19 protein-coding genes are annotated in these 15,213 nt (G+C 64.7%); 11 read left to right on the plus strand and 8 right to left on the minus strand.

Going from position 1 to position 15,213, the window contains the following annotated elements; translation table 11 throughout:
- The first annotated feature begins 23 nt into the window (after window positions 1–23).
- Window positions 24–818: a type I methionyl aminopeptidase gene (map, locus tag BKG76_RS16395; RefSeq protein ID WP_070938541.1), complete on the plus strand. Its 795-nt coding sequence runs from the start codon at window positions 24–26 to the stop codon at window positions 816–818.
- On the opposite strand, the gene BKG76_RS16400 is transcribed toward map, so the two are convergent.
- From BKG76_RS16400 to BKG76_RS16430, 7 genes are all read right to left on the minus strand, one after another.
- Entirely contained in the window at window positions 819–1,700 is an 882-nt protein-coding gene (locus BKG76_RS16400) for a DUF4190 domain-containing protein (RefSeq protein WP_070938542.1), read from the minus strand.
- A gap of 44 nt (window positions 1,701–1,744) precedes the next feature.
- The gene (locus BKG76_RS16405; RefSeq protein WP_070938543.1) at window positions 1,745–2,362 is read right to left on the minus strand and encodes a dTDP-4-dehydrorhamnose 3,5-epimerase family protein; all 618 of its coding nucleotides are present in this window, start codon (window positions 2,360–2,362) and stop codon (window positions 1,745–1,747) included.
- A 1-nt stretch (window position 2,363) separates the two neighbouring features.
- Window positions 2,364–3,359 (minus strand): dTDP-glucose 4,6-dehydratase, encoded by a 996-nt coding sequence (rfbB, locus tag BKG76_RS16410; protein ID WP_070938544.1) that lies wholly within the window; start codon window positions 3,357–3,359, stop codon window positions 2,364–2,366.
- A gap of 20 nt (window positions 3,360–3,379) precedes the next feature.
- Window positions 3,380–4,204, minus strand: coding sequence for an LLM class F420-dependent oxidoreductase (locus BKG76_RS16415; protein ID WP_070938545.1), 825 nt, complete (start codon window positions 4,202–4,204; stop codon window positions 3,380–3,382).
- 41 nt (window positions 4,205–4,245) lie between these two features.
- The gene (locus BKG76_RS16420) at window positions 4,246–5,778 is read right to left on the minus strand and encodes a flotillin family protein (protein WP_070938546.1); all 1,533 of its coding nucleotides are present in this window, start codon (window positions 5,776–5,778) and stop codon (window positions 4,246–4,248) included.
- Between the two features lie 35 nt (window positions 5,779–5,813).
- Entirely contained in the window at window positions 5,814–6,350 is a 537-nt protein-coding gene (locus BKG76_RS16425) for a hypothetical protein (protein WP_070938547.1), read from the minus strand.
- A gap of 81 nt (window positions 6,351–6,431) precedes the next feature.
- The gene (locus tag BKG76_RS16430) at window positions 6,432–7,529 is read right to left on the minus strand and encodes a SecDF P1 head subdomain-containing protein (RefSeq protein WP_131815820.1); all 1,098 of its coding nucleotides are present in this window, start codon (window positions 7,527–7,529) and stop codon (window positions 6,432–6,434) included.
- A gap of 93 nt (window positions 7,530–7,622) precedes the next feature.
- Between BKG76_RS16430 and BKG76_RS16435 the strand changes: the two genes are divergently transcribed.
- The 10 genes from BKG76_RS16435 (at window position 7,623) to BKG76_RS16475 (ending at window position 14,432) form a co-directional block, all read left to right on the plus strand.
- Window positions 7,623–8,906 (plus strand): FAD-dependent oxidoreductase, encoded by a 1,284-nt coding sequence (locus tag BKG76_RS16435; RefSeq protein ID WP_070938549.1) that lies wholly within the window; start codon window positions 7,623–7,625, stop codon window positions 8,904–8,906.
- 203 nt (window positions 8,907–9,109) lie between these two features.
- Complete coding sequence (gene infA / locus BKG76_RS16440) at window positions 9,110–9,331, plus strand: translation initiation factor IF-1 (protein WP_003418601.1); 222 nt, start codon at window positions 9,110–9,112, stop codon at window positions 9,329–9,331.
- A gap of 21 nt (window positions 9,332–9,352) precedes the next feature.
- Window positions 9,353–9,466 carry a 50S ribosomal protein L36 gene (rpmJ, locus tag BKG76_RS24500; RefSeq protein ID WP_003886927.1) on the plus strand — a complete coding sequence of 38 codons (114 nt, stop codon included), beginning with the start codon at window positions 9,353–9,355 and terminating at the stop codon, window positions 9,464–9,466.
- Window positions 9,467–9,636: 170 nt separating this feature from the next.
- Window positions 9,637–10,011: a 30S ribosomal protein S13 gene (gene rpsM, locus BKG76_RS16445; RefSeq protein WP_030096736.1), complete on the plus strand. Its 375-nt coding sequence runs from the start codon at window positions 9,637–9,639 to the stop codon at window positions 10,009–10,011.
- Between the two features lie 6 nt (window positions 10,012–10,017).
- Window positions 10,018–10,437 carry a 30S ribosomal protein S11 gene (gene rpsK / locus BKG76_RS16450; protein ID WP_070938550.1) on the plus strand — a complete coding sequence of 140 codons (420 nt, stop codon included), beginning with the start codon at window positions 10,018–10,020 and terminating at the stop codon, window positions 10,435–10,437.
- Window positions 10,438–10,458: 21 nt separating this feature from the next.
- Window positions 10,459–11,064 (plus strand): 30S ribosomal protein S4, encoded by a 606-nt coding sequence (rpsD, locus tag BKG76_RS16455; RefSeq protein ID WP_070938551.1) that lies wholly within the window; start codon window positions 10,459–10,461, stop codon window positions 11,062–11,064.
- Between the two features lie 75 nt (window positions 11,065–11,139).
- The gene (locus BKG76_RS16460) at window positions 11,140–12,192 is read left to right on the plus strand and encodes a DNA-directed RNA polymerase subunit alpha (RefSeq protein WP_070938552.1); all 1,053 of its coding nucleotides are present in this window, start codon (window positions 11,140–11,142) and stop codon (window positions 12,190–12,192) included.
- Between the two features lie 89 nt (window positions 12,193–12,281).
- Window positions 12,282–12,830, plus strand: coding sequence for a 50S ribosomal protein L17 (rplQ, locus tag BKG76_RS16465; protein ID WP_070938553.1), 549 nt, complete (start codon window positions 12,282–12,284; stop codon window positions 12,828–12,830).
- A 3-nt stretch (window positions 12,831–12,833) separates the two neighbouring features.
- Entirely contained in the window at window positions 12,834–13,721 is an 888-nt protein-coding gene (gene truA, locus BKG76_RS16470; RefSeq protein WP_070938554.1) for a tRNA pseudouridine(38-40) synthase TruA, read from the plus strand.
- Window positions 13,722–13,730: 9 nt separating this feature from the next.
- Window positions 13,731–14,432, plus strand: a complete 702-nt coding sequence (locus tag BKG76_RS16475; RefSeq protein ID WP_070938555.1) for a hypothetical protein — start codon at window positions 13,731–13,733, stop codon at window positions 14,430–14,432.
- A 14-nt stretch (window positions 14,433–14,446) separates the two neighbouring features.
- On the opposite strand, the gene BKG76_RS16480 is transcribed toward BKG76_RS16475, so the two are convergent.
- Window positions 14,447–15,160, minus strand: coding sequence for a cutinase family protein (locus BKG76_RS16480; protein WP_070938556.1), 714 nt, complete (start codon window positions 15,158–15,160; stop codon window positions 14,447–14,449).
- Window positions 15,161–15,213 lie beyond the last annotated feature (53 nt).

Consider the following 15,213-nt stretch of genomic DNA (forward strand, 5'->3'; position numbering starts at 1 on the left):
GGCGATTCAGTAGTGGTTCGTTAGTGGGTCTCTTCGGCCGCAAGAAGACGGTGGAGCAGCGCACCGCCGGTGAGCTCGACGCGATGGCTGCCGCCGGCTCCATCGTGGGCGCGGCGCTGGTTGCCGTGCGAGACGCCGCCAAGGCCGGCGCTTCGACTCTGGATCTAGATCGGGTTGCCGAAGCGGTGATCCGCGATGCCGGTGCGGTGCCGTCGTTCCTGGGCTACCACGGCTTCCCGGCGTCCATCTGCTCCTCGGTCAACGATCAGGTTGTTCACGGAATACCTTCGGCAACAGCGATTTTGGCCGACGGCGATCTTGTCTCCATCGATTGCGGCGCGATCCTGGACGGCTGGCACGGAGATTCCGCGTGGACATTCGCGGTGGGCACCGTCATTCCCGTCGACGAGGCGTTATCGGAAGCCACACGTTTGTCGATGGAGGCCGGTATCGCGGCGATGATCCCGGGGAACCGGCTCACCGACGTGTCCCACGCGATAGAGCTGGGAACCCGTGCCGCCGAGAAGCAGTTCGACCGCGCGTTCGGAATCGTCGACGGTTACGGCGGCCATGGCATCGGCCGCTCGATGCATCTGGATCCGTTCCTGCCCAACGAGGGCGCGCCCGGCAAGGGGCCGCTCCTCGCCGTGGGTTCGGTGCTCGCCATCGAACCGATGCTCACGCTCGGCACCACGCAGACCCGGGTGCTTGCCGACGAGTGGACCGTCGTCACCACCGACGGTTCCCGGGCCGCGCACTGGGAGCACACGGTGGCCGTCACCGAGGACGGCCCCCGCATCCTTACCCTGCGCCCCTGATTACTTGCCCTTGATCGATGCCGTGCGTTCGGTGGTAAAGGTGGCCACGCACGCGATCGCCCGATCCCCTTGAGCCCATGAACGTTTCGTCGGATACAGGTACGTGATCTGCACCGCGTCGTCATCGAATGCGTTCGGTGCGTAAGTCTCCAGTTCCGCGCCGCACTCGTCGTTGCCCTTCTGGTCCAGCACCGACTGCGACGGAAGTGAGCTACCCGAAAGCGGCACCACCGCGTAGACCTCGGCCTTGTGCGGCTGTGCGCAGGGAATGGCCTTGGTGGTGGTGTAGTAGCTCTTCTCGCCAAGGTCGGCGATGCAATCGCCCACCCGCAGTTTGGTGACGTCCATATCGCCGGACTGGGTGAGATGCCCCGATTCGTCACGTTTGGGTTGATCTTTGATGGCAAGTCCGATAGCCACCGCGACGCTGACGACCAGCCAGATGCAACCTAAGACGATTCCCGCGATCGCGAGACCGCGTCCCTTCTGCCCGGTCCGCTTCGTCTGATTCAGACCGATGATGCCGAAGATGAGGGCCGGGATGCCGTTGCAGCACGGGATGATGCCGAAAATCAGTGATGTGATGGCCAACCCGTTGGTGCTCTGCGCGGTCTCGATAGGCGGATAGGAGCCAGGCGTCGGATACCCATACGGTGACCCCGGGGGTGGGGGATATCCGGGCGGTGGCGGGTAACCCGCCGGGTTGACCTGGGGGTAGGACGGGTAGGGCTCGCCGCCTGTAGGTCCGGCCGGGGGGACGGGCGGATATCCGCCTGTCGGAGGCGCAACCGGTGGGTACCCGGGGCTCGGCGGCGACGGATACGGCGGAAACTCCGGTTGCCCTGGATCCGACGGCGGCGGCCCGGAAGGCGGTTGCGTCATGCAGCGACTTTAGCAAACACGCTATGGCGTTGGTGCCTGATCGATCAGCTGGAGAGGCCGTCCAGGAAGTTCTGTACGTCGGTAGCGACGGGGAGCAGGCCCGAATCCCTGGCATCCAGTAATGATGGTGCGGCACTGTCCTTTTCGGAAACAAGCAACGCCAGATCGGTGCCGTCTGGTCTACGGGTCGGCCATTGGATGCCGATGGTCGGGTCGAGCGGATCGATACCGTGTTCGCGGCCGGGGGCATATCCAGCGGAGCACAGATAGACCACCGTCGAGTCATCCTCGAGGGCGAGGAATCCGTGGCCGACTCCCTCGGGTACGTAGACGGCGCGGCGGTCTCGGGGGTCGAGAAGCACTGCGTCCCAGGCGCCGAAGGTCGGGGAACCCACCCGAATGTCGACCACGACGTCATATACGGCACCGGTCAGGCAGGTCACGTACTTGGCCTGTCCTGGCGGCACGTCGGCGAAGTGGATGCCGCGCAACGACCCCGCCGCCGACACCGAGCAGTTGGCTTGCTGAAGATCGAACGGATGCCCGATGGCCTCGGCAAGCGCTGGGCCCTTGAACAATTCGAGGAACACCCCGCGGCTGTCCTGATGCTGCACCGGGGTGATCTGGAAGGAGCCGGGTACCGAGAGTTCGCGGATCTGCACGTTATTGCCCCCTCGCGGCGTATTGCGATTCCACGCTGTCCTTGATGGGGCGCCACCAATCCTCGTTGCCCCGATACCAGTCGATGGTGGCCGACAGGCCGCCGGTGAAATCGCTATGTGTTGGTTTCCAACCCAATTCATCACGCAGCGGAGTCGGGTCGATGGCATAACGCAGATCGTGGCCGGCGCGATCGGTGACATGGTCGAAGTCGTCCCGGGACTTGCCCATCAGTTCGAGAATGGTGTGCAGAACCGACAGGTTGTCCCGCTCTCCGTCCGCACCAATGAGATACGTGCGCCCGATGGTGCCGGCCTCGATGATGCGCCACACGGCACTGTTGTGATCGTCGACGTGAATCCAGTCCCGGACATTGGCCCCGGCCCCGTACAGGCGAGGACGACGGCCGGTCAGGATATTGGTGATCTGTCGGGGAATGAACTTCTCCACGTGCTGATACGGCCCGTAGTTGTTGGAACAGTTGGAGATTGTGGCGCGGACTCCGAACGATCGCATCCAGGCACGTACCAGCAGGTCGGCCGAGGCCTTGGTCGCCGAGTAGGGGCTGGACGGGTTGTACGGCGTGGTTTCGGTGAACCGATTCGGGTCATCGAGCTCGAGGTCGCCGAACACCTCATCGGTCGAGATGTGGTGCAGTCGCACCTCATGGCGGCGTACCGCCTCCAACAGCGTGTAGGTGCCAATGATGTTGCTGCGCAGGAATGGTGACGGATCGGCCAGCGAATTGTCGTTATGCGTTTCCGCGGCGAAATGCACCACCACGTCACTGGCGGCGACCAGCCGATCGACCGTGTCGGCATCGCAGATATCGCCCTGCACCAGCGTGACCGCGGAAGCGACAGGTCCCAACGATTCGCGGCTACCCGCGTAGGTCAGCGCGTCGAGAACCGTCACCGAGACGTCGGGACGTTCGCGGACCGTCGCGTGTACGAAGTTGGCTCCGATGAAGCCGGCGCCGCCGGTCACCAAAATTCGCATGGCCTAACCCTAGTGGGCGACTACCGAAGCGTGTCCGCCAGCGAGGTCAACGTGTCGACCAGCCCCTTGTCTCCCAGCACCTGGATGAGGACCTGGTCCGCACCGGCGTCAAGGTGCTCGTTGAGGCGCACGGCGATCTCCTCGGCGGTGCCGTGTGCCACCACGGCGTCGATGAACGTGTCGCTGCCGGGGGAGGTCACGTCCTGCTCGCTGAAACCGAGTCTCTTCCAGTTGTTTACGTAGTTGCTCAGCTGCAGGTAGAAGTCGACGGTGCGTCGGCCGATCTCGCGTGCGCTGGAGGCATCGGTGCTGAGTACCACCTTGTGCTCGGGGATGAGCAGCGCATCAGGACCGATAATCTGGCGGGCCTGCCGAGTGTGCTCGGGTGTCGTCAGATAGGGGTGTGCGCCCGCGGTGCGATCCGCGGACAACCTCAGCACCTTGGGCCCCAGCGCGGCCAGCGCACGGCGTTCTTTGGGAACGCCCGCGGCATCGAGCCCGTCCAGGTACTCGACGAGGGCGTCGTAGGGCTTGCGGTATTCGGCCGAGGCCTCGGGGTGTCCGGCGCCCACCCCGAGCAGGAAGCGTCCCGGGTAGGCCGCCTCGATGCGGTGGAACGCAGCGGCTATCTCATCGACCGGCGAGGTCCAGATGTTCACGATGCCGCTGGCAACCGTGAGATTCTCTGTCGCGTCGAGCAGCGGCTCTACGTAGGCGAGGTCCGAGGTGAACACGCCCCCGATCCACACCGAGCCATAGCCGAGATCCTCGATGGCCCTGGCCTGCTCCGGCGTGACCGGACCGCCCTTCCACACTCCGTACCGATTCAGGTTCGATTCGCCCATGCTGCGTCCCAACTTCGCAGGAGATGTCGCTATTCCTGGGCCTATCCTTCCGGATGCGCCGCGGAGGTGGAGGCGGGGGACACGGGTTCCTTGGTCTGTTGCGCACGGTTGAGAAGCTCGGGTACGTCGATCCCTGAAACCTTGAGACTCTCAATCACTTTCGCCACTGCCTGCGGGCTTACCCCGAAAAGGGTGCCCAAGGCGTCCTTGGCATCGCCCGCGCCGCCGATGATGGACAGATTTTCGATCTCGCCGAGCGGTTTTGAGGCGGCCTCGGTGGCCTGCACCACCGAGTTGAGAATGTCCGGCAGGGTGAGCAGGCGCGCGGCCTCCGGCGTGTAGGCGTTGAGCGCAGCCGCCACCTCCTTCTTACCGTCGGCCTCGGCCAGCAGCTTGGCCTTGATGCCCTCGGCGTCGGCGAGCAGTTTGGCCTTGGTGCCGTCGGCCTCGGCGATGAGCTTGGCCTTGGCGCCGTCCGCTGCGGCCTGCTGTTCGACGCGGAACGCATCGGCGGCCGCCTTGCGGGCATCGGATTCGGCCGCGCCCTTCTGGCGCTCGGCCTCGGCATCGGACTGGGCCTTGAGGATGGCGGCCTGCCGGGCGCCCTCGGCGATAGCGATATCGGCCTGACGGCGTGCCTCGGCCGGCGCGATGACATCGGCCTGCAGGGCAGCCTGGGCCTGCTCGGTACGGCGCTGCTCCACCTCGGTGCGCGCCTGCATGCGCGCGGCCTCCGCCTGCTCGCGTGCGATACCCACGTCCTTTTCCGCGCGAGCCTGAGCGAGCGGACCGGCCTGGTCGGCCTGAGCGTTCTCCGCCTCGGTCTGTGCGCGCAACCGGGCCAGCTCCACATCGCGCTTCTGGGTTGCGGTGGCGATGGCGGTATCGGCCTCGGCCTGCGCGATGGCGCCGGCCTGACGGGCCTGGGCGGACTGGATCTGCGCGTCCCGTTCGGCCTCGGCGGTGCCGACCGTCGCATCACGGCGAACCTCGGCGATACGGCGCTGGCCGAGCGACTCCAGATACCCGTTGCGGTCGGAAATGCCGGCGATCTTGAGGACATCGACCTCCATGCCGATACGGGAGAGATCGCCGCCCGCCTCCTCGACCACGCTGCGCGCCAGTGAGTCCCGGTTGGAGTTCAGGTCCTCGACGGTCATGGTGGCGGTGATGCCGCGCAGGCTGCCCGCCAGGATTTCGTTGATCTGCCGCTGCAGTTCCGACAGATCCGAGGTCAGGAAGCGCTGCACGGCGGTCTGCACGGCTTCGTCGTTCGAGCCGATGCGCACCAGCCCCACTGCTTCTACATTGACCGGAACGCCGTTGTTGGACAACGCATTCTGCAGGTTGATGTTCACGTTGAAGGGTTCCAGGGACATGATGTCCACCCGCTCGATGCCCGGCATCTTGAACCGGGCGCCGCCGCGCACCACCTTCGGCTGACCACGGCCGGTGAACACCGCGACCTCGTTCGGTGGCACTTTGACGTAGTTGCGCACATAGATGAGCGGCAACGCCACGAAAAGCACCAGCGCCGCGATGGCGATGATGACGATGATGAGAAGCGAGCTCATGCGGGTTCCTTAGTGGTGTGAATTGGTGGTTCGAATCAGTGGTGTGAATCGGAGGGTGCATCTGGCGGTGCATCGGGAATGCTGACGACGTGCAGGTATTCGGAGTCCGCATCGGCGATGTAGACGGGGGCATTCTTGGCCAGCCCCTGGGGCTCATCGGTGATCGCACGCGAACGCACCCGGTTGCCGTCGACATCGACAAACGCGACCTCGCCCCAGCCGCCCCCGGAAGGCACCTCCAGGGTCACCGTGCCCAGCCTGCCGACATAGGATGCGCGCCCCGAGTGGGAGTTCGCTTGCTGGCCCCGCAGATACGTCAGGAAAAGTTGCAGGATGGACACCAGCGCAACAGCGCAGACGGCGGCGATGATGGCCGTCGGTAGTGCGCCGATACCCAGCGCCGAAGTGACGAATCCGCCGGCGCCGGCGCCCGTCAAGGCGGCGGAAAGGGAGGTCAGGCTCAGAAATGGCATCCCGTCGCCATGGCCGATATCGGTGAGCAGCAGTGCCGAGAGCACCGCGATCCCGCCGACCGCGAAGGCAGCCAGGTACCCGACCGTCAGACCGTCCACTCGACCCCCTCCCCGTTGTCCCCGTTGCTGCTGGCAATGTTCGCCACTACCGACATAGGTACCACGAATCCGCCCTACTGGCTATGCGCTGACATGCTCGGGCCTGCGACGTCGCACCAGATAGATCACCGCCACGATCGCGACTGCCGTGATGCCGATGCCCAGAGCGACGAGCGCCACTCGCAACACCATGGACATGGTGGTCGCTCCGAGAGTTATGTCGGACGACGAGGTGAAAGCCAAGGGCACCGGCAGTGAGCCAGAACCGAGGATGTCGGCGAGCGCACGCGCGGATTGTCGGGTGAACTGTCCGCTGATCTCGACCTTGCCCACGAGGATTGGTTCACGGATGGCGGGGGCGCTGACGACGTGGGTGTCCAGGACGAACGCTGTCTGCGCACCCTGCTGGTAGTAGCGGGTGGTGAAGTCGGCCCACACCTTGGCGGCTTTCGGGGTGAGCTCCATGCGCACCACGTATATGCCGCGCTGTTCATCCAGCCCCGAGGACGCCTTGGCGATATCGGCGCTGTCGAGGATCGATTTGTCGAGCAGGTACGCCGCTTCTCCGCCGACGCTGTCACTGCCGCAGGTGATGAGGGGCAGGTTGGGATCGTCGTTGTCCACCAACGGATCCGCGTCATGGCACCGTCCGGCCTGGAGCTGTAGCGCGAGCAGCTGTATGCGTGAGTCGCTGCTCTGCCGGATCTGTTTTTCGGTCGCGATCAGCGAGGGATCGGCGGGTTTGGCTGGGAGGGGCGGCGGGTCTTGCGGCTGCGCCGGCACCATCTGCACCACGGGTCGGATGTCGAGGCGACCGGTGGTGATCACGCCGCCCAGGGCAGCTGGCTTCACGTCATGACCCGGCACGGTGACGACGACATTCTTGCCGTCGACGGCCACGGTCGCCCCATGGCTTTTGAGTCGTTCCCTGACCACATCCGCGGTCGCCGTCATCATGTCCGTCGGCGGAGCTGAACCATCTGACGTCCGGGCGGTAAACGTCAGGCGGGTGCCTTGCCGGGAGTTGTGCCAGATATCCCTGGTGAGGAAGACGGCCAGACCGTAACCGAGGACAAATACCAGCAGCAGTGACACCACCAGCAGACGTACAGCTGTCGACGACCCACCATTGGGCCTGGTAGCCCCCGGATGGCCGAACTGAGGTTGCGGCATCGTCATCTGGCAGCCCCCTAGCGGGTATGTGATGGGCCCCAATATATGGACTGAAATCTCGATGGGCGCCCAATTGGCCTCGCGCGGTACCGTCATGGTGTGGCACACCTCGCGGCAGTTTCGGCAGACGCGCGCCGGGACATCACCGACGACGCCGTCGTGATTGTCGGCGGTGGTCCTGTCGGGTTGCTCGCCGCCACGGTGCTCGCGCGCCGGGGGATTCGCGTGGTAGTGCTGGAGGCCGCCGGTTCGAAAGAGCGTCAGCGGCACCGGAATTGCGCCACTTTCGTGGGGCATTCGACGCTGCGTCGATACGACCGCGTGGCACCCGAGTTGGGTGCGCGGCTGCGTGAATCGGCGCTTGCCGTGCACGGGGTGCAGACCTTCTATCAGGGCCGGCCGGTATTCGTCATGTCCTCGTACGCGCCATCTCGCATTCCCGGCCCGTGGAACCCGGCGGCATGGGGAATGAGCTTGTCGCAGCGCACCATTGAGGACGAGACGTTGGCCGAGGCGCTGGAACTGGGGGTGGAGTACCACCCGGGTACCGCCGTCACCGACATCAGCACCGACCACACCGGTGCGCGCCTGACTCTCGCCAGTGGTGACCGGGTGCGCGCCAGCTATGTCATTGCCGCCGACGGCACCAAGTCGGCGATTCGTCAGGCCTTGCACATCGGTATGTCGGAGCGGCCACCGTCCCCGGCGTGCGTGGTGATCGACGTCGAACCGCACCCGGATGGCGGCACGGTGGATCTGCCCGTCCAGATTCAGTACCACCACCCCGATCTGGGCGGACGGCATGCCATACGCCTGCCGTACCCGGATGGTCTGCGTCTGGATATCCAATACCTGTCCGAGGACGAGGCGACTCCGACGGCCGAACATGTGCGTTCCTGGGTGACCGCACTGACCCGCGACGAGTGGTACGCCGATCACATCAGATCGGTTGAGGTACATCAGACCGTCCAGGGTGTGGCCGCGAGCTACACCGACGTCAACCGTCGGGTACTCCTTGCGGGTGAGGCCGCCCATCAGTTCGCTCCGCTGGGCGGGCGCAGCCTCAATTCGGGCGTGGCAGACGCAGTCGTGGCCGCGGAGGCCATCGCGGAGGCGTTGGGTGAGTCCAGCGATCTGGCCGCGGCGTGGTTGGCGATCAACCGCAGCGCGCGGGAACGGCGCCGTTCGGGAGTGCGTAACCGGATGCTGTCCGCCAGGGCCCAGCGGGTGCTCGATGGCTCGGATGTATCGATGCGGGCCAGGCGCACCATGGCCGCCAAATCCGCACCCCACCTCTGGATCGCGGGAGCCTGGCTGACGGCGGGTCTGGTGCGGCCGACGGCGATTCCACATATCAGCAGGTCGGGAGTCACCTGGTCCTGAGCCGTGCGGGGGAGCGTGACCTCCTCGCCGGTTTGGTTTGGCGGCGTTACACGGGTATCCTTGACCAACGGTGCGGCTTACGTGCCGACTGTCTGCGTGCCCTGTCCTGGAATTTCCTGTCACCGGCTCACGTTCGAGGTCGGTGAGTGTTTGCCGTGTCATGCCGGCGACAGCCGGAGCAGGCAATCAGAATCGCGGAGGATATGGCTAAGAAAGACGGAGCCATCGAGGTCGAGGGCCGGGTGGTCGAACCCCTGCCCAATGCGATGTTTCGCATTGAGCTGGAGAACGGACACAAGGTACTTGCCCACATCAGCGGCAAGATGCGGCAGCACTACATCCGCATCCTGCCCGAGGACAGAGTGGTAGTGGAGTTGTCTCCCTATGACCTGTCCCGCGGTCGGATCGTTTACCGGTACAAGTAACAGAAGAACAGGATTGGGAACGTGAAGGTAAACCCGAGCGTCAAGCCGATCTGCGACAAGTGCCGCGTCATTCGCCGGCACGGGCGGGTCATGGTGATCTGCCAGGACCCCCGCCACAAGCAGCGGCAAGGCTAGTCAGGACTTCCGCAAGGAACCTGGCTGACCAGCTACATAACTGAATGATGACCTCCCAGAACCACTGACCGGGTACGCCGGTCAGACACCCCCGGAACGGAGGCCGGGGCCCCAACCTAGAGGGGGCGGACTGGGAACAGACCTTCGTTGAATGAAAGAGGAACTGCCGCATGGCACGTCTCGTAGGCGTTGACCTACCGCGCGATAAGCGTATGGAAATCGCGCTCACTTATATCTATGGCATCGGCCGGACCCGCTCCAAGGAGATCCTGGCCGCCACGGGCATCAGCCCCGAGCAGCGCAGCAAGGACTTGACCGATGATCAGGTGACGCAGCTGCGTGAATACATCGAAGCCTCTCTCAAGGTGGAGGGTGACCTGCGCCGCGAGGTACAGGCCGACATCCGCCGCAAGATCGAGATCGGCTGCTACCAGGGCCTGCGCCACCGTCGTGGCCTGCCGGTGCGCGGTCAGCGGACCAAGACCAACGCGCGTACCCGCAAGGGACCGAAGCGCACCATCGCCGGCAAGAAGAAGGCCAGGTAAACCAGCATGCCACCAGCAAAGAAGGGCGCGGCTTCCGGCCCCAAGAAGACGCAGAAGACTCGTCGCCGGGAAAAGAAGAACATCCCGCACGGTGCTGCGCACATCAAGAGCACGTTCAACAACACGATCGTCTCGATCACCGACCCCCAGGGCAACGTGATCTCCTGGGCGTCCTCGGGTCACGTCGGCTTCAAGGGTTCGCGTAAGTCGACCCCGTTCGCCGCACAGCTGGCCGCCGAGAACGCGGCCCGCAAGGCGCAGGAGCACGGTGTCAAGAAGGTCGACGTGTTCGTCAAGGGTCCCGGCTCCGGCCGTGAGACCGCCATCCGCTCGCTGCAGGCCGCCGGCCTCGAGGTGGGCGCGATTTCCGATGTCACCCCACAGCCGCACAACGGCTGCCGTCCGCCCAAGCGGCGCCGGGTCTAGGGCTAGAGAGGTAAAGAACTAATGGCTCGTTATACCGGACCCGTCACTCGCAAGTCCCGTCGTCTGGGTGTCGACCTGGTCGGTGGTTCCAGCGCGTACGAGAAGCGTCCCTACCCCCCCGGCCAGCACGGCCGCGCGCGGGTAAAGGAGAGCGAATACCGCACACAGCTGCAGGAGAAGCAGAAGGCCCGTTTCACCTACGGCGTCATGGAGAAGCAGTTCCGCCGCTACTACGCCGAGGCCAACCGGCACTCCGGCAAGACTGGTGAGCAGCTGCTGCAGATCCTGGAAAGCCGTCTCGACAACGTCGTGTACCGCGCCGGCCTGGCACGTACCCGCCGGATGGCTCGCCAGCTGGTCAGCCACGGCCACTTCACCGTCAACAACGTGAAGGTCGACGTGCCCAGCTACCGGGTGTCGCAGTACGACATCATCGACATCAAGCCGAAGTCGCTGAACACCCTGCCGTTCGAGGTCGCACGCGAGACCGCGGGCGATCGGCCCATCCCGGGCTGGCTGCAGGTTGTCGGCGAGCGCCAGCGCATCCTCGTGCACCAGCTGCCCGAGCGCGCGCAGATCGATGTGCCGCTCACCGAGCAGCTGATCGTCGAGTTCTACTCCAAGTAATCGCTTGTAGCGATCCTGCTACAAGTCCACTGACCGGCATCAAATAGCGGGTGCCGAGAAGGAGATACACAAAGAATGCTGATTTCTCAGCGACCCACCCTGTCCGAGGAGACGCTGGCCGAGAACCGGTCGCGCTTCGTCATCGAGCCCCTGGAGCCGGGATTCGGCTACACCCTGGGTAACTCGCTGCGGCGCACCCTGCTCTCGTCCATCCCGGGCGCGGCCGTCACCAGCATCCGGATCGACGGTGTGCTGCACGAGTTCACCACCGTTCCCGGGGTGAAGGAAGACGTCACCGACATCATCCTGAACCTCAAGAGCCTCGTGGTGTCCTCGGAGGAGGACGAGCCGGTCACGATGTACCTGCGCAAGCAGGGACCGGGCGCCGTCACCGCTGGTGACATCGTGCCGCCCGCCGGTGTGACCGTGCACAACCCCGACATGCACATCGCGACGCTGAACGACAAGGGCAAGCTGGAGATCGAGCTCGTCGTCGAGCGTGGTCGCGGTTACGTCCCGGCCGTGCAGAACAAGGCCTCGGGTGCCGAGATCGGGCGCATTCCCGTCGATTCCATCTACTCGCCGGTGCTCAAGGTGACCTACAACGTCGAGGCCACCCGTGTCGAGCAGCGCACCGACTTCGACAAGCTGGTGCTGGACGTCGAGACCAAGAACTCGATCGGCCCGCGTGACGCGCTGGCTTCGGCCGGCAAGACGCTGGTCGAGCTGTTCGGGCTGGCACGCGAGCTCAACGTCGAGGCCGAAGGTATCGAGATCGGGCCGTCGCCGGCCGAGGCAGACCACATTGCCTCGTTCGCGCTGCCCATCGAGGACCTGGACCTGACCGTCCGTTCGTACAACTGCCTCAAGCGCGAGGGTGTGCACACCGTCGGCGAGCTGGTTGCCCGCACCGAGTCGGACCTGCTGGACATCCGTAACTTCGGCCAGAAGTCCATCGACGAGGTCAAGATCAAGCTGCACCAGCTGGGTCTGTCGCTCAAGGACAGCCCGACCAGCTTCGATCCGTCGGAGGTCGCCGGATACGACGTCGCCACGGGAACCTGGTCTGACACCGGCTCGTACGACTTCGATGGCGATCAGGACTTCGCCGAAACCGAACAGCTCTAACTGGGCATATAACCCCGGGGCTTCGCCCGCCCGGATCCGTCCCGGCCCTACCTGATACGGGGGCCGGCCCCGAATAGGAGATAGTTGCAATGCCCAAGCCCAAAAAGGGTCAGCGGCTCGGTGGGTCGTCTTCACATCAGAAGGCGATCCTCGCCAACTTGGCCACCGCGCTGTTCGAGCACGGCCGGATCAAGACCACCGAGACCAAGGCCCGCGTGCTGCGGCCCTACGCCGAGAAGCTGATCACCCACGCCAAGAAGGGCGATCTGCACAACCGGCGCGAGGTGCTCAAGAAGATCCGTGACAAGGACGTCGTGCACGCCCTTTTCGAGGAGATCGGTCCGTTCTACTCCGATCGCAACGGTGGCTACACCCGCATCATCAAGGTCGAGAACCGCAAGGGCGACAATGCGCCCATGGCGATCATCGAACTGGTGAAGGAGAAGACGGTCACTTCCGAGGCCGACCGGGCCCGCCGGGTCGCGTCGACGAAGAAGGCCGAGGCTCCTGCCGAAGAGGCTGTCGAGGTTGAGACCGACACCGCCGATGACGCGGCCGCCGAGGACGAAGGTGCGGCGGACGCCGCAACTGACACGGCCGAGGCTCCCGCTGCTGAGGACACAGACAAGAAGGAGTGACCTTTGGTCACCTCTGACAACCAGCCCGCTACCGGAGACGGTGGCGGGCTGGTTCGTTTACGGCTCGACATCGCCTACGACGGAACCGAATTCGCCGGTTGGGCGACCCAGGTCAATCAACGCACCGTCGCCGGGGTGCTGGGTGAGGCATTCACGACCATTGTGGGCGAGCCGGTCTTGTTGCATGCCGCGGGGCGCACGGATGCGGGCGTGCACGCGACGGGTCAGGTTGCGCACCTGGACGTTCCGGCGGCATGCCTACCCGAATTGCTCGGCCGGTACCGCCCTGTTGGCGCTCCCGAGTTCGATCGTCTGATCCGGCGGCTGTCGCGTTTTCTGCCCAACGATGTGCGAGTCGTCGACATCTGCCGGGCCCCGGCACATTTCGATGCCCGGTTCTCTGCGCTGAGGCGCCACTACGAGTATCGCTTCTCCACGGCGTCGTTCGGTGTGCTGCCCATGGAGCGCCATGATGTCGTGGGGTGGCACCGCGCGCTGGATGTCGATGCCATGAACCAGGCCTCCCGGGAATTGTTGGGCTTGAACGATTTCGCGGCCTTCTGCCGCCACCGTGAGCGCGCCACCACCATCCGCGAGCTACAGCGATTCGACTGGGTTGCGGACGGACATCAACTGACCGCACATGTGAGCGCCGACGCCTTCTGCTGGTCGATGGTGCGCTCGTTGGTGGGCGCGGTGCTCGCGGTGGGGGAGGGCAGGCGGCCGGTGCAATGGTGTGCCGATCTGCTGAAGAAGGAAAGACGTTCAAGCGATTTCGCAGCCGCGCCGGCTCGCGGGCTGACGCTGGTCGGGGTCGATTACCCGCCGGACGACGAGATGGCGGCCCGCGTGATGATCACCCGTGATGTGCGTATCAGGCCATCCGACTAGCCTTTCGGCATGACAAACGTACGTTGGCTCGGGGTGGCCGCGGTCGCGGGCATGATGTGTGTCGCCGGGTGCGGGGGCGCAGCGAAGACGGACGTCCCACCCAGCATCAGCAGCTCAACCGCGACGACCGCGGCAAAACCTGCCAAGGCGGCCAAGGACTTGGTCCTCACCGCCGCCGAGCTGCCGCCGGGTTTGACCACGTCCGCGATTGAGAGCGAGGAGAAGCAGGCGATTCTGGATCAACTCACCGGTTCGGCGGATAAGGGCGCTGCGTTCGATCCCGCAGATTGCCGGTGGCCGTCGATGTTCGATGCATCGGCGCCGGTGGATGCGGCAAAGTTGGGTGTCGTTGTCGGAGAAGCTGGGCGTGGGTACTTCAACGAGGCTGTCGTGACGCAGCGGCCTGCTCTCGCCGAAATCCGTTCGTTCTTCGACAAGTGCAAGTCCGTGCGCGAGACACGTGAAGGTACCTCGATCGAGACCACCTACACCCAGTTGGATGGCGTGCAATCTAAGGCCGATGAGTTGGTACTCGTCGAAGAGAACGTGCCCGGAGCGGTGCTCAAACAGGATGCGTACACCGCATATGCGAGTGTGGACGGGAACGCCGTGTGGATCAGGATGAGGACCGTGGGGGGCGACGCGCCGGATCGTTCACTGTTCGATCAACTGGTCACCGCCTCGATCAACAAGGTCGTCAACGCGAGTTAGGCAGTGCGCCAGTACTACTCGGCTTCGCTTTCGCCGTGCCGGTTGAGTTTCGAGGCGACGAACGTCGCGGCCTCTGCGGGTAATCCGGTGCGCTCGTAGGACGTGTGGGCATCCCAGCTGTTGTTGGGCCCGGCCATGCAGATCGGGTCTCCTTGGTTGCAGAGATCAATTGCACGCGAACCGAATACGCCGGCGATGCCGCTCAGTGGGCCGCCGGTGCGGTGGGTGGCATTGCCGAATGTCGCGATCGCGACGATGCGATCGCCCACCGCAGGCGGCAGTGGGCGGTTGAATCCGATGCCGACATTCGGAACACCGATAATCGTGTCGATCACCTCGGCACCCATGGAGTATCCGCCGATGACGAGCTTGGTCCGCGGGCAGCTCGCCGCCACCGACTGCAGGTGATTGCTCAGGTCATTGGCCCCGCCTCCGGCCGAGAAGATACCCGCGTCGTAGTTGACGGGGTAGACGTTCATGCTGGCACCGGTGGCTTGGATGCGCGGCGTCAGGGAGTCGACGAACTCGTCGCCGACCCGGCCCACACCGACAGGTTCCTTGCGTCCCCGCGCAAAGGAGACATCGACATCCGAACACGGATCTGCCGACGCGTGAGGCGCCGCATAGACAAGCCCGACAACATTTGCCGCTGCCAGCGCAAACACCGTCAGGGCAACAAAGTAACTCAGGACAACGCCGACCCTCGTGCCCCGCTGATGCGTGGTCACATCACGATGTTACGGCTCAGGAAGTTCTCGCGCGCCGTTTCTGTGGGGTGCCC

Source organism: Mycobacteroides franklinii, from assembly GCF_001853795.1.
Lineage (GTDB): Bacteria > Actinomycetota > Actinomycetes > Mycobacteriales > Mycobacteriaceae > Mycobacterium > Mycobacterium franklinii.